The organism is Halalkalibacillus halophilus DSM 18494 (genome assembly GCF_000423105.1).
In the GTDB taxonomy this organism is placed as follows: domain Bacteria; phylum Bacillota; class Bacilli; order Bacillales; family Alkalibacillaceae; genus Halalkalibacillus; species Halalkalibacillus halophilus.
Genome location: NZ_KE383978.1, coordinates 256,754 through 277,405, shown reverse-complemented (window position 1 = coordinate 277,405; position 20,652 = coordinate 256,754). Strand labels below are relative to the sequence as shown.

The window sequence follows — 20,652 nt, the reverse complement described above, 5'->3', positions numbered from 1 at the left end:
TATCGCTCATTTACGTTTAAATACATTTAAGTAAAACAGTGCGATTAGATAACGACAACTCTAATGAGTTATGCGCGAGATTATAGCATTAACGACGAAATTAAAGTAGATATCGTCGAAACTCATTTAGTTAAAGACGAAACCCAGTTCTATATCGACGAAAACAGTATGTTATGCGCGAAACTATGATACTTTGCACATAATTTGTATACGAGTTTTAGTCACCGATAAATTAGTTTGACGCGAAACAACGCAATCGACTACAATTTCGCTTCCTCTTCACATAAAAAAATCTGACCGATCACGGTCAGATTTTTATTTGTTCGAGACATCTAAACGGTTCATTGCACGGTCGAGCGCAACTTTTGCACGTTTATAGTCAAGGTCTTCTGATTTTGTCTGCTCAAGACGTTCTTCAGCGCGTTTCTTCGCTTCTTCTGCACGATCAATATCAATTTCGGAAGGTTGTTCTGCAGCTTGTGCTAGAATGGTGATTTTATCAGGGCGAACCTCAATAAACCCTCCACTAACAGCTACAAAATACGTTTTACCGTCTTTTTTCAATCGTACTGCACTAATGGTTAGTGGTGCAACGAGCGGAATATGACCTGGTAAGATACCAAGTTCCCCGCCTTCTGCACGTACACTTACCATTTCGTAAGCGTCTTCTAGTACAGGGCCGTCAGGAGTGACAACACTCACAGTTAGTGTTTTCAATCTTACCCCTCCTCGGGCGCATTATAAGCGACGGTCAAACGCCGCTTATCGTCCCATTATTGTTGCAATGCGTTTGCTTTTTCTACTACTTCTTCAATACGCCCTACTAAACGGAATGAATCCTCAGGTAGGTCGTCATATTTACCGTCTAAGATTTCTTTGAATCCTTTAACTGTTTCACTTACTGGTACATATGATCCTTTTTGACCAGTAAACTGTTCAGCAACGTGGAAGTTTTGAGATAAGAAGAATTGAATACGACGGGCACGAGAAACTGTTTGCTTGTCTTCTTCTGTTAACTCATCCATACCTAGGATTGCAATGATATCTTGTAATTCTTTATAACGCTGTAATGTACGCTGAACTTCACGCGCAACATCGTAGTGCTCATCACCAACTACGTTAGGATCTAAGGCGCGAGAAGTTGACGAAAGTGGGTCTACTGCTGGGTAGATCCCTTGTTCAGATAATTTACGCTCTAAGTTTGTTGTTGCATCTAAGTGTGCGAAAGTTGTTGCTGGTGCCGGGTCTGTATAGTCATCGGCTGGTACGTATACTGCCTGAATAGAAGTAATTGAACCTTTATTCGTTGACGTAATACGTTCCTGAAGCTGACCCATTTCCGTAGATAATGTCGGCTGGTAACCAACGGCTGATGGCATACGACCTAATAGTGCGGATACCTCTGTACCTGCTTGTGTAAAGCGGAAAATATTATCGATGAACAATAATACGTCCTGTCCTTCTTCATCACGGAAGTGTTCTGCCATTGTTAAACCAGTTAAGGCAACACGCATACGAGCACCAGGTGGTTCGTTCATCTGACCGAATACCATCGCTGTCTGCTTGATTACACCAGAATCGCTCATTTCATAGTAAAGGTCGTTTCCTTCACGTGTACGCTCACCAACACCTGCGAATACTGAAATCCCGCTGTGTTCTTGGGCGATATTGTTAATAAGCTCCTGGATTAAAACGGTTTTACCAACACCTGCACCACCGAATAGACCGATTTTACCACCTTTAATGTATGGTGCTAATAGGTCTACTACTTTAATTCCTGTTTCAAGGATTTGTGTTTCAGTTGCTAAGTCGTCAAAATTAGGTGCTTGACGGTGAATTGGATTTTTCGAAACATCAGCGGATAAAGGTTCATCCAAGTCGATTTTTTCACCAATTACGTTAAATACACGGCCTAATGTGTCGTTTCCAACAGGTACGGAAATAGGTGCACCTGTGTTTTCAACTTCTGTACCACGCACTAAACCTTCTGTTGAATCCATTGCGATTGTACGTACAGAGTCATCACCAAGGTGTAAAGCAACTTCAAGTACAAGCTTGGAGTCTGCATTTGCACCTCGTACGATTAAGGCGTTATAAATTTCAGGAAGTTGACCACTTTCAAACTTAATGTCTACAACTGGTCCCATTACCTGAGTTATACGTCCTTTGTTCATCCTTGTCCCTCCTAACTACTCTTATCAAGAAAGCAATGCCTTTAGAGCGTTTCCTATATAGAATCCACTTTATAACTTCGCTTTTAGAAAATCTAGCACTTAATTTTGTGCAGCTGCTCCACCGACAATTTCTGAAATTTCCTGTGTAATTGCTGCTTGACGCGCACGGTTATAAGATAATGTAAGGTCATCAATGATGTCTTCCGCATTATCTGTCGCACTACGCATAGCGGTCATACGAGAAGCATGTTCACTCGCTTTACCATCTAATAATGCACCATAAACAAGGCTTTCAGCGTATTGTGGCAAAATCGATTCTAAAATTTCTTCTTGATCTGGCTCATATTCATAAGTGGTAACGGATCCGCTACCTGTTTCAATATCCGTAAGTGGTAAAACCTTCGTCGCTGTTACCTCTTGTGTCATTGCACTGATAAAGTGATTGTAATAAAGGTTTAACTCATCAATCTCTTCGTCAGCGAATAAATCAACAGCATAACTTGCGATTTCTTTAATTTCAGCAAAATTCGGTTGGTCTGGTATACCAACAATTTCCTTACCTAATGGTAATTCACGCTTTTTGCAAAAATCACGTCCAACTTTACCAATTGGGATAATGACAAAATCATCTTTTGACTGATGTCGTGTTTGGATATCTTGATACACTTTACGAAGTACGTTCGTATTATATGGTCCAGCTAGTCCACGGTCGGAAGTGATTACGATATATCCTGTCTTCTTCACAGGTCGTGAATTTAACATCGGATGATCGACGTCTATATTTCCGCTCGCAATGCTAGCTACAACCTCTTGAATTTTGTTCATATAAGGTACGAAAGCTTTCGCATTTTCTTCTGCCTTATTTAATTTAGAAGCAGAAACCATTTCCATCGCTTTCGTAATTTGTTTCGTATTTCTCGTGGAGCTAATACGATCTTTTAAATCACGTAATGATGCCACAACGTCTCACCACCTTTTTTAAAGAGACTGTTCGTCATTGGTATTATTGATCAGAAACGACAAAAGTGTTCTTGAAGTCCCCGATTACTTTCTTAAATTCGTCTTCATCTGGTAATTTACCAGTTTCGCGGATGTGGTTAAGAATCTCTGAACCATGTTGCTTCATGTAAGCATGTAATTCTGATTCAAAACGTACAACGTCACCAACTGGAATATCATCGATGAAACCTTTAACTAGCGCGAAAATAATCGCTACTTGGTATTCGACACGCTGCGGCTTGTGTAAGCCCTGTTTTAGAATTTCAACAGTACGTGCACCACGATCAAGTTTTGCTTGCGTTGCTTTATCTAAGTCTGAACCGAACTGCGCAAATGACTCTAGTTCACGGAATGATGCTAAGTCTAGACGTAGCGTACCGGCAACTTTCTTCATTGCTTTAATTTGTGCGGAACCACCAACACGGGATACAGATAAACCAGGGTTGATCGCTGGTCGTACACCGGAGTGGAATAAATCAGACTGTAAGAAGATCTGACCATCCGTGATCGAGATTACGTTAGTAGGAATATAAGCACCGATGTCACCCGCTTGTGTTTCAACGAATGGTAGTGCTGTTAAGGAACCTCCACCATTTGCGTCACTTAACTTAGCCGCACGCTCTAATAAACGAGAGTGTAGGAAGAATACATCCCCTGGGAATGCTTCACGACCTGGAGGACGACGTAATAGTAAGGAAAGTTCACGATATGCTGATGCTTGTTTTGTTAAGTCATCATATACAACTAGAACGTGCTTACCGTTATACATAAATTCTTCACCCATTGATACACCCGCATATGGTGCTAGATAAAGAAGTGGTGCTGGTTCTGATGCACCCGCATTTACAACGATTGTGTAGTCTAACGCGCCATTTTGACGGAAAGTTTCTACTACACCACGTACCGTTGAATCTTTTTGACCAATTGCTACATAAATACAAATAACATCTTCTTCTTTTTGGTTCAGAATCGTGTCAATTGCAATTGCTGTTTTACCAGTTTGACGGTCACCAATAATAAGCTCACGCTGACCGCGGCCAATTGGAACCATAGAGTCAATTACTTTAATACCTGTTTGTAATGGCTCATCAACTGATTTACGATCCATTACACCTGGTGCTTTAACCTCGATAGGACGAGATTTAGTTGTTTCAATAGGGCCTAAACCGTCTACTGGTTGACCTAGTGAGTTTACAACACGTCCGATCATCTCATCACCTACAGGAACTTGCATGATACGGCCTGTACGGCGAACCTCGTCTCCTTCACGAATCTCAGTGAAAGGTCCAAGGATGACAATACCAACGTTGTTTTCTTCTAAGTTCTGGGCAAGACCCATTACACCGTTAGCGAACTCAACTAGTTCTCCAGACATGACGTTGTCTAGCCCATGTGCACGTGCGATTCCGTCACCAATTTCGATTACAGTACCGACATCATTTACTTCTATATCTGAATCATAGTCTTCAATTTGCTGTTTGATCAGCGCACTGATTTCTTCAGCTTTGATGCTCATCCATTTCACCCCTATCTTTACTTGGTTGCAGTTACGACTTTCTGTTCAATTCGTGTAAGCTTGTTCTTAATCGTACCATCATAAATCTGGTTACCGATTCGAACCTTCAATCCGCCGAGAATATCTTCATCCACGATGTTGTTAATGCGAAGGGTGTTCAAATTCAACTTTCTCGCAAATACATCTTTGACATGATTCTTCTCGTCTTCTGTCAGTGCTTTCACTGAATAAACGTCTGCTTCTGCAACGCCTCTTGCTTTATTCTTCATTGCTACAAATTCACTTACGATTTGCGGCAGTATGTTCAAGCGATTTTTATCCATTAATACGAGTAATAAGTTTACCGTTTGCGTGGATAAATCTTTGAATACCTCACGAATGAACTGCTTTTTTTCTTGCGTAGAACGTCGAGGGTTTTCAAAAAAGTGCTTCAGTTTTTCTTCATTTTTAAAAACATGTAGAACTGCATGTAATTCTTCTTCTAATTGATCAGAGAAAGATTTCTCTGTGCCAAGTTGAAACAAAGCTACTGCATAACGTTTCGCTACTACTGAATTGCTCATTTATTTTCGCCTACTTTTTCTAAGTACTCGTTAATAAGCGTTTCTTGTTCTTCCATAGAAAGCTCTTTCTCAATTACTTTGCTTGCAATCTGAACGGATAACGTTCCAACTTGCGCTTGAAGTGCTTGAATCGCTTTCTCTTTCTCTTGTTCGATTTCTTGGCGAGCATTAATCTTAATGCGTTCTGCTTCTTGTTTCGCTTCTGCAATAAGTGTTTCTTCTTGGTCTTTAGCTGTTAATTTTGCATCTTCAATGATTTGTTGTGCATTTTGACGTGTACCTTTTAACTCGTCTTGTGCTTCTCTCATCAGACGCTCTGATTCTTGTCTGCTTTTTTCAGCAGAATCTATTTCATTCGCAATATGATTCTCACGTTCTTCCATGACGTTCATTAATGGACGCCAAGCAAATTTCGTGATTAATGCTAGTAGGATGATAAACATCACTAGTTGCACAATCATATCTCCAAACATTAAGCCCATTTCTGCGTTCAATGTGTATAAACGTTGGTCTAGCAAAGCTTTCACTCCTTTCGCCTAATCATCCGTATAAGGCTTTACATAAAGGAATGGCGAAGTACAAATCCCTTCACTTCGCCATTATTCTCATGTCATGTAATAAAACCTTAAGGAAAAAGTTTTATTACATAACCATAAATGCAATAACTACTGCAATAATCGGAACTGCCTCAACTAAAGCTACCCCGATAAACATTGTCGTTTGTAGAGCACCGCGTAATTCTGGTTGACGAGAGATACCCTCTACTGTACGACTTACGATTAAACCATTACCAATACCAGCACCAAGTGCCGCTAAACCTACTGCGATTGCAGCTGCTAAAACTTCCATTTGTGATCCTCCTCAAGAATGTATTAAATATTTTTTTGAATTTTATAATGTTTAATGGTCTGTTGACACTTTGTGAGCCATATAAACCATTGTTAACATAACGAATATGAAGGCTTGGATTGCACCAATAAATAGTTTAAATCCTTGCCAAGCAAGCATCGGTAAGAAACCTGCTGCCGCTTCGAACATACCTGATGCCATGAAAGCAACAAGTAATGCTAATAGCACCTCACCAGCGAAGATATTACCATATAAACGCATACCTAGCGTTAATGTGTTGGCAAATTCCTCGATGATTTTCAGTGGGAATAAGAGTGGGATTGGCTTGAAATATTCTTTAATATAGCCTTTTCCACCTTTTAATTTAACACCGTAGTAATGCGTTAGAGCAACTACCATTACGGCAAGTGTTAATGTAATACCTGGGTCAGCTGTTGGCGATTTCCACCAAAGATCCCCATTGTAAACAACCATGAACATAATACCTAATAGGTTCGCAATAAAAATATACATGAGTAGCGTAATCGCTAATGGAAGGAACTGTTTACCAGTCTTCCAATCCATCGTACTAGAAATCATTCCTTTTACGAAGTCGATAATCCACTCTATAAAGTTCTGGAATCCAGTTGGTTTTCGTTGAAGTTGCTTACTACCATATAGTGCAATAAGAAATACAATAAGTGAAACAACAACAGTCATAATAACGTTTGAAATATTAAAGTCTAACCAACTTAATCCAAAAGCATTTTCCCATGTAGGTGCACCGTGATCCACATCATTCACCCCTTTTCGTAGTGGTAGTCTCTTTGTGATGGAAAATAAAATCTATCATAATGACCATATAAGGCGTCATTAAACCTATCACTGCTGCGATTAAATGAAAGTATTCGGGGAATCGCATAACGATCACAACGACGAGCGCCGCACCGGCAAAACGCGATAATGTTCCGAATGATTTTGCTGTTTGGTTCGTGGCAGCTTTTTCACCAACTGTATCAATCTTCTTCTGAAGAATAAATAGATTATAAAATCCGACTACTTGTCCCAGAATTAAACCTAGAAATACACTTTCATAATCCGTAAAGCCCCAGCCAACAACGGAGAGCGCAAGGAAATAAAGCATATATTTCCGTTGTCGATTGGCCATATATGTATAATTTTTCATGATGCGTCGTCTCCTAAAAACTTTTTAACTAATACGGTGGTTCCGTACACACCAGCGGCCAATCCAAGAAAGATTCCAATCAGCAAAAAAAGCGGGCTTGTCTGAAAATATCCATCGATCCATCTGCCGGCAAAAATACCGACTATGACCGCGCCAGATAAATGGCTTAGGATGGCAGAAGTAATCGCCATTCCTCGAAGTGGATTATTCATTGTTGGTCCTCCTTCGAGTTATTTCAGACAAAAAGTGCGTTGACTACTGACAAATCAGCAATCACGATGAGACATGAACAAACAAAAAATGCGTTTATAAAACAGCTTTTTTCGTTTGTAAGCCTTATCATTCCACACTAAATTAGCATACAATAGCCCTGTGTATAAGTCAATTCATTATCTTAAGTTTTTCTACATTTAATGTGACAATAAATTGACCATAGATCGGAATAAAATTTTCTTAAAAAATATTGATCTGTTCCTGTTGATACGTAGTATACCCATCCACTTCAATTTCCATAATAATGGTATAGGTTCCCAGTTGTAAATCATCTATGCTTATTTGTTCATTAAAGCGTCCTTCTGGCACATTTTCTAACTCGATTTGTACCTTTTCATAAAGATCATTTGTGAAAAACGTCATTGCTAAGGAATCTATTTCTTGCGCAGCATTAAAGACAATCGTTTGATTCTTATGCCATTCCAAACCGGTAATTCGAGGGTAAGGTTCGTCCTCGTGAACTATTAAATAAGGAAGCTTTTCCTCCTTTTGATCAATTTGCACTTCAAAATATCCTTGCTGCATGCTGTTTCTTTTCAAGTGGTCATTATATTTAGCTGAAAACTCAAAGGTTTCTGTTGTGTCTGGTGGTATTTTTTTCGCCATTGGCAACTGAAAAATATACCCTTGTTCTCGTTTAGGTACTTTAAACATAACGTTGATGGGATGTTGTTCCTTATTCGTAATGGAAATCTCTTGATTGGAAAAGCGATTGTCTTTTGAGAGCTTCCCAAAGTTAAGTGCTTTTCGTTCCAGCTGATATGTTTGGTTGAAGAGCTTGTCGACTTGAATCGCACCAGCACCTTGTATGTTTGGTGGGGTATTTTCAAAGCCTGGCTCTACTGCTGTGAATAACTTCTGTTTCAACTGCTCAGGTGAAGATTGTGGAAAAGCTTCCTTCAACAATGCCAGAATACCCGTAATATAGGGGGCTGCCATGCTCGTCCCGTTCATACTTGCATATCCTTCTGGAACGGTACTTACAATTTCCACACCCGGAGCTAATACATCCGGTTTAATTTCCCAATTTGAAGTTGATGGTCCTCTAGAGCTAAATGGTGCAACTTGAGAAGGGGCTTCCTCGTATTGTGTATCCAACCACTCCTCTTCTTGAACGATGTTTGCCTCCTCTTCTGTAAGATAAGCAATTGGAACGTCTGATTCTACAAATTCCCACAGATTGGGATCTTCTTCCGTCGAAGCGTATATAATAGCTGCCACAGCCTCGCTTCCCTTGAGTTTGTGCACAATTTGTGGATAACTTGCTAGTTCACTGTTAATAAGTAGGATCTTATTGTGGGTATTTGGAGTGGGTTTATCCACATTATCCACTACTAGCAGTGGATAACTTTTTTTAAGCTGCCACTTAGGTGTATTAGGTATAGCGCGAATGGGGATAACTTGATCTTTTATGTGGAAAACTGGTGTTTGCTGTGGATGTGCTAATGCTCCAACTGAAATAGCATGTTCAGAAGTGGCAGGTGCAGCTACTGTCCATTCTTCCGGCCCAGAATTCCCGTTAGCAGTAACAATTAATGTGCCTTGTTCATATGCAGCATCAACTGCTTTTGCCATCGGATCGTCCGGGCTATTCACTTGATTCCCAAGCGACATATTGATTACTTCCATCCCATCTTTTACCGCCATTTCAAGTGCAGCGATGATTTGAGCAGAAGTTCCCATGCCACCTTGACCGAGCGCTCGATAGCCATAAATATCAGCATCAGGTGCCACTCCCTTCAACTTTCCATTAGCACCAATGATCCCCGCCACGTGGGTACCATGATTTGTAGGTAAGCCTTGTTGGGGGAGGGTTTCCTGTGGATCATCGTCAAAATCAATCACGTCAAATCCACCTCGGAAATTTTTCTGTAAATCTGGATGTGTATAATCTATTCCAGTGTCGATGATGCCTACCTTAACGTTTTTTCCAGTATAGACCGACGTTTCATTCAGGGAGTAATTTGGTAATTTCGACGGGGATTCGGTTTCATTTTGTTGATGATCAAGCTGATAGGTTTTTGACTCAGAAATACTGACTACTTGTTCATGTTGTTGCAGCTGTTGAATTTTTTCAGGAGAAGCTTGAACTGCAACTGCTTCTAATAATAAATCAAACGTGTAAATTACCTCTATTTGTGGATAATTCTTTTCTAGCTCTTGTTGGAACTCCACCACATTTTCTACTTCGATTACCCACGTAGTTTTCTCTTCTGCGTGAATGGAATTTGTATATAAAAATAAGCTGAAGCCTATTAATAAAATCATTCTTCCCACATGATCACCCTTTCTCTATGAATAGGATGAGGCATTACGACAAAATCATGCACTGGAATTTGGAGAAATGTAGGAAATGATGCGGTTTAAGGCTATAATAAAGTATGAATAAATTTAGGAGGAATGACTTTGAATTTTTCACCGCTTCAAAAACCCTCGAAACTCCTCGCTCTAGAAGCTATTACACCAAGACTTTCTGTCGGCGACCCACTGTATGAAAAGTTTGAAATTCAATTGAAGAAAGAGACAACTGGTTATTACGGGGAGAAGTCACTTGATTATTATTTTAAAATGGTCTCGGACCAGGCAATCAGGTTAAGTGATCTTCGCTTAAGTCATAGTAGTGGTTATTTTCAAATTGATCATTTGCTGCTTTTTAAAAGTTTTCTACTGATTGTGGAAGTGAAGACTTTTCACGGAAACTTTACTTATGATCCACAGACCCGCAAATTAGAAAAAGTATTGGAACATGGTGGGACAAGACGCTACGACTGCCCAGTCACACAAGCCTCCATACAAAAGAAACATCTCCAGAGCAAACTTCAGTATTGGAATGCCCCACCAATCCCGATTCACACACTCGCTGTCTTCGCAGAACCTTCCGCAACATTAACACTTATGTCACCCGAACAAGACTTCATTTACTCCCAACAAATTTTAAATCGACTACCCGAATTACAACAATTTTATAAACAAGATTATTATCGTATGCAGGATTTAAAGAGTTTGGCTTTTAAATTGAAAGAGCATGCGGAGAAACATCATGTAAATTTAGTCGATCAATTCGGAATTTCTCGAGATCGAATTCGCTGTGGAGTCTGGTGCACAGGATGTAAGATCGATATGATGAATCGGAGTAAGCGAAGTTGGCACTGTCCTAGTTGTGGTCACCAAGATTCGCAAGCTCACCGTAAAGCACTGCAGGAATATAAGCATATTTATGGAGAGCGCATTACAAATAAGGAGGCTAGGGAGTTTTTGCGGGTGGAGTCTTCGGAAGTTGTTAAACGTATGCTAATCAACTCTTGCAAAAGAAAAGAAGGTAGCTATAGACATACTGTTTACTATGTATAGATATAATTTACTTAAGTTGAAATTCCTTAACGACTGATCGGGCATCCTAACAACTGATTGAAACACCTTAACGACTGATTGGACCTCATAACAACTGATTGGAGCGCCTTAACGACTGATTGGACTTCCTAACAACTGATTGGAACACCTTAACGACTGATTGGACTTCCTAACAACTGATTGGAGCACCTTAACGACTGATTGGACTTCCTAACAACTGATTGACCGTAATTCTCTAAAAAAGAATCTCTCCTACTATGTAGAAAAATAAAAAAGATCGCCTTCATTGGCGATCTTTCCTATTCCCTTACTTCGTCCCAAACAATCGGTCTCCTGCGTCTCCTAGTCCGGGCACGATGTATCCTTTTTCGTTCAGTTTTTCGTCTAAGCCGGCTACGTAGATGTCTACGTCAGGGTGGGCTTCTTGTACTGCTTCGACTCCTTCTGGTGCTGCGATTAGGCACATGAGGCGGATTTGTGTTGCGCCGCGTTTTTTCAGGGAGTGGATGGCTTCAATGGCTGAGCCGCCTGTTGCTAGCATTGGGTCTGTGACGATTAGTTCACGTTCGTGAATATCAGATGGTAATTTTATATAGTATTCGACTGGTTTTAATGTATCTGGATCACGGTATAGGCCGACATGTCCGATTTTTGCAGCTGGAACCAAGTTTACGATCCCGTCAACCATTCCTAGTCCTGCACGTAAGATTGGAATTATTCCAAGTTTTTTCCCTGCTAGTACATGGGATTTCGCTAGGGATACTGGCGTTTCTACTTCCACTTCTTCTAAAGGTAGTTCTCTTGTGATTTCAAACATCATGAGAGCTGAAACCTCATCAACTAGTTCACGAAATGCTTTTGTTCCTGTGTTTTTATCACGAATATAAGTTATTTTATGCTGAATTAATGGATGATCAAATACGTACAATTTACCCAAATCGAACCTCTCCTTTTGTAAGATATCTATTGAATTGTAGCGAAAACAGTCGTCAGTTGCAACCGGCTCCGGCAATGATATTTTTTGCAAAATACACATAGAAAGGAAGTGACGAGTAGTTCCGCCACTTCCTACCAATTATTTATACATTGGAAATTGATCTGCTAATGCTTGTACACGCGATTTTGCTTCTTCTAATTTGTCTTCATTTTCATGATTTTTGAGAGTTAATGCAATAATTGCAGCAACTTCGCCCATTTCTTTTTCCTTGAATCCGCGAGTAGTTACTGCCGCTGTTCCGATACGAACGCCACTTGTTACAAACGGGCTTTCAGGGTCGAAAGGAATTGTGTTTTTATTGGTGGTTACTCCTACTTCATCTAAAGCCTTTTCAGCGACTTTACCAGTTAATCCTAATGGTTGTAAGTCTAATAGTAATAAATGGTTATCCGTACCACCTGAAACTAATCGTACGCCTTCATTTTTCAATGCTTCTCCTAAGTGTTTTGCATTGTCGATTACTTGCTTGGAATAGTCTTTGAATGATGGGTCAAGCGCCTCTTTAAATGCTACACCTTTTGCTGCGATCACATGCATTAATGGTCCACCTTGCATTCCTGGGAAGACATTCGAATTGATTTTCTTACCGAATTCTTCTTTGCATAAAATCATTCCACCACGAGGTCCGCGTAATGTTTTGTGCGTAGTTGTGGTCACAAAATGAGCATGTGGTACTGGAGATGGATGATGACCAGTTGCGACCAACCCAGCGATGTGCGCCATATCTACTAACAAATAAGCTCCAACTTCATCAGCAATCTCACGGAATTTTTTAAAGTCGATCGAACGTGGATAGGCTGAAGCTCCTGCAACTATTAGCTTCGGCTGTACTTCTTTTGCTTTTGCTAATACTTGATCATAATCGATCGTTTCGGAATCTTCTGTGACACCGTAATCAACTACATTATATAATTTTCCACTGAAATTCACTGGGCTACCATGTGTTAAGTGACCACCGTGATTTAGATTCATTCCTAAAATCGTGTCGCCAGGCTTTAAAACGGTGAAATAAACTGCCATATTTGCCTGGGCACCGGAGTGAGGTTGCACATTTACGAACTCTGCTCCAAATAATTCTTTTGCCCGGTCACGCGCGATGTTTTCTGCGATATCTACATATTCACAGCCACCGTAATAACGACGCCCTGGGTAACCTTCTGCATACTTGTTTGTTAAAACAGATCCAGCTGCTTCCATAACCGCTTCTGAAACGAAATTTTCTGATGCGATCAGTTCGATTTTGTCGTGTTGGCGATTTTTTTCTAAATTAATAGCATCTAACATTGCCTGGTCTACTTCTGATAGTTTGTTGTGTAAATGCGTCATGAATAAAATCCTCCTCCGATTACTCTTTCTCCTTAAAAGTTACTCATAAATTGCGCGGATTCCTCCGATTAATTTCGGTCGTGTTTTAGCAAAAGTGACATGGGCTTCGCCTAGACTTTTCTGTTGAAAACGTAAGGGGACTGCAACATGCTTCAAATGCATGCCAATCATTGTATCACCAATGTCCATCCCATAATCTGCCGTTATATATTCTACTAGGACGGGGTCACGCATGGTTTCATAAGCATACGTTGCCATCGATCCACCTGCTGAACGCTGTGGAATCGCATTAACAACTGTCCACCCGTAACGCTCCTGTACAGAACGATCGACAACAATTGCACGGTTCAAATGTTCACAACATTGAAAAGCTAATTCACAACCCGTGCCCGTTTGAAACGCTTTCACCTTTTCATAAATGGTTTTTGCGATTTCCATACTGCCGGCAGTTCCAATACGTTGTCCGGTAATTTCACTCGTTGAACAGCCGACAACCATGATGTCTTTTTCACGAACGAGATCCGCTTCTTTCCACGATTTCATTATAGCACGAATTTCGCGGTCAATGGTTTCAATTTTCATCTACATTACCCCCTCTTTTTGGGAGAATTTTCACAGTTTCATAGTTTCCGAAAAGAACTATTTCTTTTTCTTCTCATAAGCTTCGATTTTATCCACACGTGTTGCATGTCTACCTGCTTCGTAGTCTGATGACAAGAATACGGTAACGATTTCACGCGCTAACCCTGGACCAATTACACGTTCGCCCATCGCTAGCATGTTTGCGTTATTATGCTGACGAGTTGCTTTGGCACTAAACACATCATGCACTAGCGCACAACGAACTCCTTTTACTTTGTTTGCTGTAATCGACATCCCAATTCCAGTTCCACACACGATAATTCCATAATCAAATTCCCCTTGTGCAACACGTTCTGCAGCTGGGATTGCGTAATCTGGATAATCGACAGAACCTTCACAATGACACCCACTATCTGTATATTCCACTTGCATTTCTTCTAATAAAGAAGCAATCTCTGAGCGCAAATTTGCCCCTCCGTGATCCGATGCTAGTACTACTTTCATGAAACACCCTCCTTAAACTTATCTATCTTATTTTTCTTGTCTTGTAAAAATCTCATCCACAGCTTCTTCCATCTCTTTTAAAGTAGCTTCATATGTCTCAATAGAAGAGCCAATTGGATCTTTAATATCTACAGATTTATTATTTTTAAACGCATAACCTCTTAAGGTGTGCGCTTTTTCTTCCATTTGTGGATACTCTGTAATAAGCATTTGCCTATGTTGCTCCGTCATCGTTAAAATAAGGTCTGCCCAGTTTAACAATTCACGTGTCACTGGCTGAGAGGTGTGATTACAGCTGATTCCCTGTTGTTTCAATGCCTCTACCGCATGATCATTGGCCGCTTGTCCACTACCAGCTAGCACTCCAGCAGACTGAACGTCCACTTCTGGATATTTGTGCTTCACTAAAGCTTCTGCCATAGCACTTCTGCATGTATTTCCGGTACATATAAATAGAATTCGTTGCAATGTGGCTTCCTCCTTAGCTAAACATGTTCGATACTTCTATTTTACTTGATAATAACTAGCTTGTCATTCTTACCATATGGTAAACACACCTAATAAACATAACACGAGCCCTCCAACGGACTCAGAATATGTACCAAACATAAATTTCCCTTTACTTCCCACATACATTCCAAGTGTAGTCATAGCCATACTCATTATTCCAAATGAAAGCATCGTTACAATCACACTTTCTCGCATAAACCCTAATGTAATTCCAACAGAAAAACTGTCCAAACTCACCGTAAAGGCTAGAGCAGCTAGTTGAATAAAATGATCCGTACGTCTTTCCACTTGTGGTATAAGATTTGCTGCGATCATTTGAATACCAATAATGATTAAAATAGCCCCAGCAAATATTTTAGAGATCGCTCCGATTTGCATCGAAAAATAATGACCAATAATCATACCAACAAGTGGCATCATTATATGGAAAATCCCAACGAATAAGATGAAAAACATCATATTGCGAAGCCGTCTTGTCCCCATACCAATCGTTAAGCTAACAGAAAAAGCGTCCATAGAAACTGCTGTCGCAAGCAATAATACCGACAGATAACTATACTCTAAAAAAATAACGCCCACCCTCTTTACAACATACTAATTATATTTATGCATGTTGCATTGCAAATAGAAGGACAGGCAATTTTTAATCGATGATAATTTCACTTGCGGCTCTTTCTAATCGGTTCATTAAAGCTTGACCGATTCCTTGTTTGGAGAAGGACTCGGTTAAAACAATATCTACATCTAACTGATCTACAGCTCGTAAGTGAGCATAGATATTTTTAGTGATTTCGGTTACGTTTTCAGCGGAACCAAGAGAGATATCTGGGTTAACATGTAAGGCCTCTGCACGTTCTTCACTAATCATATAGCCCACACGCTTTCCCTCGGCAATTAATTTTTCATACACTAATGCCATTTGCGGAGCATCTCCAGCTATTACCCAAATAGGAACATCCGGGGCATAATGTTTATACTTCATCCCCGGGGAACGCGGAGCATCCGCCTCTTCTAATAAATGATCTGCAACATCAATCGTACCAATCACTTCTTCGAGATCTGCTTTTGTAACCCCACCTGGACGCAGAATAATTGGCCTTTCCGCCGTACAATCGACTACCGTTGACTCGACACCAACGCCAGTAGGTCCACCATCAACCACTGCAGCAATTCTTCCGTCTAAATCTTGCAGGACATGCTCAGCTGTTATGGGGCTGGGTTTTCCCGACAGGTTGGCGCTTGGAGCAGCTATTGGTAAGTCACTTGCCTGTAAAATGGCCTGCGCCACAGGATGGTCCGGCATCCGAAGACCTACAGTGGTTAATCCTGCTGTAACATTCCTTGCAAAAGCGTCCTTAGCGGGCAAAATAACCGTTAAAGCTCCCGGCCAAAATGCTTCTACTAGCTGTTTCGCATGAAAAGGGTAGTCACTCACATATTTTTCTACATCTGATTTACTGCCAATATGCACAATTAGTGGGTTATCTTGAGGACGCGCTTTCGCTTCAAAAATTTTATCAATTGCTTGGTTATTGGTCGCATCTGCACCTAATCCATATACCGTTTCAGTAGGAAAAGCAACAACCTCTCCCGCTTGAAGGAGTGTTGCTGCTTTTTGTATATCTTTATGATCTTTTGACGCATCATTCATAGGCACTTGAAATTTCTTCGTTTCTTTTTTCATCACGAGTAGGTTCTCCTTCTAAACTTTTCTTTTATTATGAAAGGAAAACCCTCTTCTTGCAATCATTCTACTGCAATTGGCGTTCATACCACTGGATTGCTTCTGGCGCGTCTGCTTCACTTGGTTCTGTTCCTGGCTTGAAATTATTCATTTCAAGCAACAACCGTTTCTCCGGGTCCGTGATCGCTGTGAGCAATTTCATATAGCCTAATTGTTTCGCTTCTTCTGCCACCCAGTCAAACGCCATTACGATTAACGCTGGGTTCTTCTGTTCTTTCATAAGTAGTCGTCGCAACCATGCCCCTTCTTCTAAAGGATAGAGGACGAAAAAACCAATTACCTCCTCTTGAAGTGTAATATAGTAACCAAATTCCTCCGCCCACTTCTCTTGTTGGTGTTCTTTAAAAAATGGATCCATTGTCATTTCATTCACTGGTTGAATGGATAACATGCACATTCCCCCTTGCTCGTTTCTATTAAGCTATGAATTTACATACCCATTTATGCCATTAGGCGAATAAATTTTTCACAAAGTCCCAAAGGAAGAAAGATGTTTCGATTTCTTCTTCCGCATCGTCCGGATCTTCTTCTGGAACTAAAACCGTTTCGCCTCCGGAAAATTCTACGAAACATAGTGGAGGAAACAAGACGCACCACCAGTTATCTCCTTCTCCTTCCCCAAGAGTAATGACGACAGCTTCGTACACACCTTCTGGGTAAAAGTAAGTTCCGTACGTTTTATCTGGAAAATCCGCTTCTCCAAATGATACGGAGAAATGATCTCCACCGATTTCTTTAGAAACAATCTTTTCAATTGCCGCTAAGTTGGAACTAATTTTTTCACGTGCTACTTCTATATCTGTAATTTCCTGAACCCACTCTGTAATCTGTGCATTGACTTGATCGCGCACTTGGTATTTCATTTCTTGATCTTGCTCTTCGTTTGATTCAGCTAAGATCCTTAACCTAATTGCTTCGTCTGGAATCATTTGTTGCTCCTCTTGAACCTGCTCAGCTTGTTCTTTATCCTCAGCCACTGCTTCAGTGAAAAATATTTGAATACATGCGATGATCACAATCAAAGCTCCGATATACTTCATCTCTATTTTTCGCCCCTTTAATCTTTCAATCTCGTAATCACAACATTGACAAGTTGATAGAAAGATATACCTTCCGATGTGAAAAAATGTTAAAATACATAAAATGATAAGGGGTGAAGTGGATGTTTACATACGATCTAACAGATGAGTTGTCGCTTCGGTTAATAGATCTCGGCGACAAACAAGCAGTCTATGATATTACAAGGCGAGATTCATCCTATTTAAGAGAATGGCTTCCGTGGGTGGATTACATTAAAGAAGTGAAAGATACAGAAGAGTTTATTCACATGTGTAAAAAGGGGTATGCCGAAAGCAGAAGCTTAAATGCAGTGATTGTGTTTAAAGGAAAAGTAGTTGGGGTCGCAGGTTACAATGAACTTGATTGGCAAAACAAGATTGCTTATATCGGCTACTGGCTTGCTGAAGGTTATCAAGGTAATGGCATTATGACAAAAGTGGCTCATGGATTAACGAAGTATGCATTCGAAGGGCTCGGCATGAATAAAGTAGATATCCGGGCAGCTAGCGAGAATTATAAGAGTAGAGCTATTCCCGAGCGGCTTGGCTTTACCGAAGAAGGCATGATTCGGGCTGGAGAGATGCTGTATGGGAAGGCAGTCGACCATGTTGTTTATGGGATGTTGAAAAGGGAGTGGGAGGAAGAGTAATACTTCAAGAAATTGGGTATCGTATAACTAATTATTCTTTAAAGGAGTGAGTAGTATATGAGTAATTACCAAAAAGCAATTGACGCGTGTTTAAGATGTGTAGAAGCTTGTGAGAATTGCTTTGACGCCTGCTTACAGGAGGACGATGTAAAACATATGGTTTCCTGTATACGTTTGGACAGAGAATGTGCGGATATTTGTGCCTACACAGCACAAGCTATGCAGCGTAACAGTCCATTTGTCCGTGATATCGCTAAGTTATGTGCTGAAGTTTGCCAAGCTTGTGGGGATGAATGCCAAAAACATGATCACGACCATTGCCAACAATGTGCAGAAGCTTGTTATGAATGCGCAAAAGTTTGCCGTGAAATTGCAGCATAATGAAAAAGGTTTTTAATATAGGAAAAGTTCCGGCTACTTGGATGTGCCGGAACTTTTTCTGTTACTTCCACAAAACGATTCGATCTTTTTTATTGATATCTTGGATCACGGTAAGGTGTGCGTTTGGATCCAGTTTGTTAAGTAACGCTGGAACGGACTCACCTTGATCATGGCCGATTTCAAAAGCAATCAACTGTGGCTTTTCGTCCAGTTGAAGTGCCTGGTTTGCAATAGCCTCATAAGCAGCGAGTCCATCCTTCTCCGCAAAGAGTGCAAGTTCTGGGTCATGCAGTACAGTGTTTGACAGGTTGCTCCGGTTATTGACTGGAATGTAAGGCGGGTTGGAAACAATTATATCTGGATTGATTTTTTGCTCTAGTAGCGGTTCTAAAAAGTTTCCCTTATAAAAATGGACCTCCGATTCAAGTGCATTGGCATTTTCCTGCGCCACTTCTAAAGCATCTTCACTTAAGTCGGTGGCGTACACTTTCGTTTCTGGCAATTCACTCTTTAATGTGATCCCAATAATCCCGCTACCTGTTCCGACATCGACAATGGACATATTCGGTGAGATTCTAGAAAGCACTGCTTCAATCAATTCTTCAGTTTCTGGTCTTGGAATTAACACACGGTGATCTACATAAAAATCTCTGCCATAAAACTCTGCTTTTTTAGTAAAATGCTCCAAAGGCTTCCCTGTCTCTGCATGCTCTTGAACCCATTTTTGAAAGGTATGAGAAACGCCTTCTGGTAACTCCTCTGTTTGCCTCATTAAAATTTGATGCTTCTTTGCATCTAGTAAATGAAGTAACATAAGTTCTCCCACGCGAGCCTCTCGATTATGTTCTTCTAAAAAAGAAGAAGCCCAATTACGGGCTCCTCTTACAGTGAATGTTTTTTCCATTTTATTCACCTAGTTCCTCAAGCTTCTGTGTTTGTTCTTCGATGAGAAGGGCATCAATAAATTCTTCTAATTTCCCTTCCATAATCTGATCAAGCTTGTTGATAGTTAACCCGATTCGGTGGTCCGTTACACGGTTTTGTGGATAATTATACGTACGAATTCGCTCCGAACGATCTCCCGTACCAACAGCTGATTTACGGTTTTCATCGTATTCATCTTGTGCTTCTTTTTGGAACATTTCATAAACGCGTGCACGTAAAACTTTCATCGCTTTTTCTTTATTTTTAATCTGTGATTTTTCATCCTGACAGGACACAACAACGCCAGTCGGAACGTGCGTTAAACGAACTGCAGACATGGTTGTATTTACACTCTGACCACCTGGGCCAGATGAAGTGAAGGTATCGACACGCACGTCTTTATCATGAATTTCCACTTCTACTTCTTCCGCTTCTGGCAGTACAGCTACTGTTGCTGTAGACGTATGAATACGTCCGCCTGATTCTGTTTCAGGTACACGCTGTACGCGGTGAGCACCATTTTCGTATTTAAAGTTTGAATAAACATTCGCCCCATTGATCATGAAAATGATTTCTTTATACCCGCCCATATCGGCTTCATGAGCTTCGATCACTTCTATTTTCCAATTTTTCGACTCTGCAAATCGTGCATACATACGGTACAGATTACCTGCGAATAAGGCAGCCTCATCTCCACCAGCAGCTCCGCGAATCTCCATAATGATGTTTTTATCATCATTAGGATCTTTTGGAATCAAGAGCATCTTCATCTCTTTTTCCAGTGGTTCTACTTGTGGTTGTAGCTCTTCTAGTTCGTCTCTAGCCATATCGACCATATCTGCATCAGATTCTTCATGAAGCATCGTCTTCGCTTCAGCTATTTGCGCATTAATATCTTTATAATGACGATACTTTTCAACTACTGGTTGTAAGTCCGCCTGTTCTTTTGAATATTCGCGTAGTTTATTAGAATTCCCAATTACTTCAGGATCCATTAATAGATCTGTCAATTGATCATAGCGTTCTTCCAAATGCTCTAACTTATCGAACATAAAACGTCCACCTCTACCTATTCCTGTTTATTAG

25 protein-coding genes are annotated in these 20,652 nt (G+C 40.5%); 3 read left to right on the top strand and 22 right to left on the bottom strand.

The window, feature by feature from the left end; all coding sequences use genetic code 11:
* Positions 1-315: 315 nt before the first annotated feature.
* The 11 genes from G532_RS0113160 to G532_RS15365 form a co-directional block, all read right to left on the bottom strand.
* On the bottom strand, positions 316-717 hold the full coding sequence (locus G532_RS0113160) for a F0F1 ATP synthase subunit epsilon (RefSeq protein ID WP_027965214.1): 402 nt from the start codon (positions 715-717) through the stop codon (positions 316-318).
* A 56-nt stretch (positions 718-773) separates the two neighbouring features.
* The gene (gene atpD / locus G532_RS0113155; RefSeq protein WP_027965213.1) at positions 774-2,174 is read right to left on the bottom strand and encodes a F0F1 ATP synthase subunit beta; all 1,401 of its coding nucleotides are present in this window, start codon (positions 2,172-2,174) and stop codon (positions 774-776) included.
* Positions 2,175-2,273: 99 nt separating this feature from the next.
* Positions 2,274-3,134 carry an ATP synthase F1 subunit gamma gene (atpG, locus tag G532_RS0113150; RefSeq protein WP_027965212.1) on the bottom strand — a complete coding sequence of 287 codons (861 nt, stop codon included), beginning with the start codon at positions 3,132-3,134 and terminating at the stop codon, positions 2,274-2,276.
* 43 nt (positions 3,135-3,177) lie between these two features.
* Positions 3,178-4,689 (bottom strand): F0F1 ATP synthase subunit alpha, encoded by a 1,512-nt coding sequence (gene atpA, locus G532_RS0113145; protein ID WP_027965211.1) that lies wholly within the window; start codon positions 4,687-4,689, stop codon positions 3,178-3,180.
* Between the two features lie 17 nt (positions 4,690-4,706).
* The gene (locus G532_RS0113140) at positions 4,707-5,252 is read right to left on the bottom strand and encodes a F0F1 ATP synthase subunit delta (protein ID WP_027965210.1); all 546 of its coding nucleotides are present in this window, start codon (positions 5,250-5,252) and stop codon (positions 4,707-4,709) included.
* Complete coding sequence (gene atpF, locus G532_RS0113135; RefSeq protein WP_084500791.1) at positions 5,249-5,770, bottom strand: F0F1 ATP synthase subunit B; 522 nt, start codon at positions 5,768-5,770, stop codon at positions 5,249-5,251. Before atpF ends, G532_RS0113140 begins: the two co-directional genes overlap by 4 nt.
* 124 nt (positions 5,771-5,894) lie before the next feature.
* Positions 5,895-6,101, bottom strand: coding sequence for a F0F1 ATP synthase subunit C (atpE, locus tag G532_RS0113130; RefSeq protein ID WP_027965208.1), 207 nt, complete (start codon positions 6,099-6,101; stop codon positions 5,895-5,897).
* A 51-nt stretch (positions 6,102-6,152) separates the two neighbouring features.
* Positions 6,153-6,875, bottom strand: a complete 723-nt coding sequence (gene atpB / locus G532_RS0113125; protein WP_027965207.1) for a F0F1 ATP synthase subunit A — start codon at positions 6,873-6,875, stop codon at positions 6,153-6,155.
* A 1-nt stretch (position 6,876) separates the two neighbouring features.
* On the bottom strand, positions 6,877-7,266 hold the full coding sequence (locus tag G532_RS0113120) for an ATP synthase subunit I (protein ID WP_027965206.1): 390 nt from the start codon (positions 7,264-7,266) through the stop codon (positions 6,877-6,879).
* Complete coding sequence (locus tag G532_RS0113115; RefSeq protein WP_027965205.1) at positions 7,263-7,478, bottom strand: AtpZ/AtpI family protein; 216 nt, start codon at positions 7,476-7,478, stop codon at positions 7,263-7,265. Before G532_RS0113115 ends, G532_RS0113120 begins: the two co-directional genes overlap by 4 nt.
* Before the next feature lie 241 nt (positions 7,479-7,719).
* Positions 7,720-9,807, bottom strand: a complete 2,088-nt coding sequence (locus tag G532_RS15365) for a S8 family serine peptidase (protein ID WP_156882596.1) — start codon at positions 9,805-9,807, stop codon at positions 7,720-7,722.
* Positions 9,808-9,945: 138 nt separating this feature from the next.
* Between G532_RS15365 and G532_RS0113105 the strand changes: the two genes are divergently transcribed.
* Positions 9,946-10,890: a nuclease-related domain-containing protein gene (locus G532_RS0113105; RefSeq protein WP_027965204.1), complete on the top strand. Its 945-nt coding sequence runs from the start codon at positions 9,946-9,948 to the stop codon at positions 10,888-10,890.
* A 307-nt stretch (positions 10,891-11,197) separates the two neighbouring features.
* On the opposite strand, the gene upp is transcribed toward G532_RS0113105, so the two are convergent.
* The 9 genes from upp to spoIIR all read right to left on the bottom strand — a co-directional run bounded on the left by upp (position 11,198) and on the right by spoIIR (position 17,593).
* Positions 11,198-11,827, bottom strand: a complete 630-nt coding sequence (gene upp, locus G532_RS0113100) for a uracil phosphoribosyltransferase (RefSeq protein ID WP_027965203.1) — start codon at positions 11,825-11,827, stop codon at positions 11,198-11,200.
* A gap of 138 nt (positions 11,828-11,965) precedes the next feature.
* Positions 11,966-13,213 (bottom strand): serine hydroxymethyltransferase, encoded by a 1,248-nt coding sequence (gene glyA, locus G532_RS0113095; RefSeq protein WP_027965202.1) that lies wholly within the window; start codon positions 13,211-13,213, stop codon positions 11,966-11,968.
* 39 nt (positions 13,214-13,252) lie between these two features.
* Positions 13,253-13,795, bottom strand: a complete 543-nt coding sequence (locus tag G532_RS0113090) for a TIGR01440 family protein (protein WP_027965201.1) — start codon at positions 13,793-13,795, stop codon at positions 13,253-13,255.
* Between the two features lie 57 nt (positions 13,796-13,852).
* A complete protein-coding gene (rpiB, locus tag G532_RS0113085) occupies positions 13,853-14,299 on the bottom strand; it encodes a ribose 5-phosphate isomerase B (protein WP_027965200.1) in 447 nt (148 codons plus the stop codon).
* Positions 14,300-14,326: 27 nt separating this feature from the next.
* Positions 14,327-14,767, bottom strand: a complete 441-nt coding sequence (locus G532_RS0113080; RefSeq protein ID WP_027965199.1) for a low molecular weight protein arginine phosphatase — start codon at positions 14,765-14,767, stop codon at positions 14,327-14,329.
* A gap of 69 nt (positions 14,768-14,836) precedes the next feature.
* Positions 14,837-15,388 carry a manganese efflux pump MntP gene (locus tag G532_RS0113075; protein WP_051189181.1) on the bottom strand — a complete coding sequence of 184 codons (552 nt, stop codon included), beginning with the start codon at positions 15,386-15,388 and terminating at the stop codon, positions 14,837-14,839.
* 64 nt (positions 15,389-15,452) lie between these two features.
* Positions 15,453-16,493, bottom strand: coding sequence for an L-threonylcarbamoyladenylate synthase (locus G532_RS0113070; protein ID WP_211220367.1), 1,041 nt, complete (start codon positions 16,491-16,493; stop codon positions 15,453-15,455).
* A gap of 67 nt (positions 16,494-16,560) precedes the next feature.
* Positions 16,561-16,944, bottom strand: a complete 384-nt coding sequence (locus G532_RS0113065) for a hypothetical protein (RefSeq protein ID WP_027965196.1) — start codon at positions 16,942-16,944, stop codon at positions 16,561-16,563.
* 58 nt (positions 16,945-17,002) lie between these two features.
* Positions 17,003-17,593, bottom strand: a complete 591-nt coding sequence (gene spoIIR, locus G532_RS15360; RefSeq protein ID WP_035513041.1) for a stage II sporulation protein R — start codon at positions 17,591-17,593, stop codon at positions 17,003-17,005.
* 122 nt (positions 17,594-17,715) lie between these two features.
* On the opposite strand from spoIIR, the gene G532_RS0113055 reads away from it, so the two are divergent.
* A complete protein-coding gene (locus G532_RS0113055) occupies positions 17,716-18,261 on the top strand; it encodes a GNAT family N-acetyltransferase (protein WP_027965195.1) in 546 nt (181 codons plus the stop codon).
* A 57-nt stretch (positions 18,262-18,318) separates the two neighbouring features.
* Complete coding sequence (locus tag G532_RS0113050) at positions 18,319-18,642, top strand: four-helix bundle copper-binding protein (protein WP_027965194.1); 324 nt, start codon at positions 18,319-18,321, stop codon at positions 18,640-18,642.
* A 61-nt stretch (positions 18,643-18,703) separates the two neighbouring features.
* Here G532_RS0113050 and prmC read toward each other — a convergent pair whose 3' ends face one another.
* Both prmC and prfA read right to left on the bottom strand, forming a co-directional pair.
* Positions 18,704-19,546: a peptide chain release factor N(5)-glutamine methyltransferase gene (gene prmC / locus G532_RS0113045; protein WP_035513039.1), complete on the bottom strand. Its 843-nt coding sequence runs from the start codon at positions 19,544-19,546 to the stop codon at positions 18,704-18,706.
* A 1-nt stretch (position 19,547) separates the two neighbouring features.
* Positions 19,548-20,618 carry a peptide chain release factor 1 gene (prfA, locus tag G532_RS0113040; protein ID WP_027965192.1) on the bottom strand — a complete coding sequence of 357 codons (1,071 nt, stop codon included), beginning with the start codon at positions 20,616-20,618 and terminating at the stop codon, positions 19,548-19,550.
* Between the last annotated feature and the right edge of the window lie 34 nt (positions 20,619-20,652).

Excerpts from the sequence above, each read along its gene's own strand:
- atpA (WP_027965211.1), bottom strand. The coding sequence starts at position 4,689 with ATGAGCATCAAAGCTGAAGAAATCAGTGCGCTGATCAAACAGCAAATT.
- G532_RS0113065 (WP_027965196.1), bottom strand. The coding sequence starts at position 16,944 with ATGTTATCCATTCAACCAGTGAATGAAATGACAATGGATCCATTTTTT.
- spoIIR (WP_035513041.1), bottom strand. The coding sequence starts at position 17,593 with ATGAAGTATATCGGAGCTTTGATTGTGATCATCGCATGTATTCAAATA.
- G532_RS0113055 (WP_027965195.1), top strand. The coding sequence starts at position 17,716 with ATGTTTACATACGATCTAACAGATGAGTTGTCGCTTCGGTTAATAGAT.
- G532_RS15365 (WP_156882596.1), bottom strand. The coding sequence starts at position 9,807 with ATGATTTTATTAATAGGCTTCAGCTTATTTTTATATACAAATTCCATT.
- prfA (WP_027965192.1), bottom strand. The coding sequence starts at position 20,618 with ATGTTCGATAAGTTAGAGCATTTGGAAGAACGCTATGATCAATTGACA.
- atpE (WP_027965208.1), bottom strand. The coding sequence starts at position 6,101 with ATGGAAGTTTTAGCAGCTGCAATCGCAGTAGGTTTAGCGGCACTTGGT.
- G532_RS0113070 (WP_211220367.1), bottom strand. The coding sequence starts at position 16,493 with ATGAAAAAAGAAACGAAGAAATTTCAAGTGCCTATGAATGATGCGTCA.
- G532_RS0113120 (WP_027965206.1), bottom strand. The coding sequence starts at position 7,266 with ATGAAAAATTATACATATATGGCCAATCGACAACGGAAATATATGCTT.
- atpD (WP_027965213.1), bottom strand. The coding sequence starts at position 2,174 with ATGAACAAAGGACGTATAACTCAGGTAATGGGACCAGTTGTAGACATT.
- G532_RS0113115 (WP_027965205.1), bottom strand. The coding sequence starts at position 7,478 with ATGAATAATCCACTTCGAGGAATGGCGATTACTTCTGCCATCCTAAGC.
- G532_RS0113090 (WP_027965201.1), bottom strand. The coding sequence starts at position 13,795 with ATGAAAATTGAAACCATTGACCGCGAAATTCGTGCTATAATGAAATCG.
- G532_RS0113140 (WP_027965210.1), bottom strand. The coding sequence starts at position 5,252 with ATGAGCAATTCAGTAGTAGCGAAACGTTATGCAGTAGCTTTGTTTCAA.
- G532_RS0113050 (WP_027965194.1), top strand. The coding sequence starts at position 18,319 with ATGAGTAATTACCAAAAAGCAATTGACGCGTGTTTAAGATGTGTAGAA.
- glyA (WP_027965202.1), bottom strand. The coding sequence starts at position 13,213 with ATGACGCATTTACACAACAAACTATCAGAAGTAGACCAGGCAATGTTA.
- rpiB (WP_027965200.1), bottom strand. The coding sequence starts at position 14,299 with ATGAAAGTAGTACTAGCATCGGATCACGGAGGGGCAAATTTGCGCTCA.
- prmC (WP_035513039.1), bottom strand. The coding sequence starts at position 19,546 with ATGGAAAAAACATTCACTGTAAGAGGAGCCCGTAATTGGGCTTCTTCT.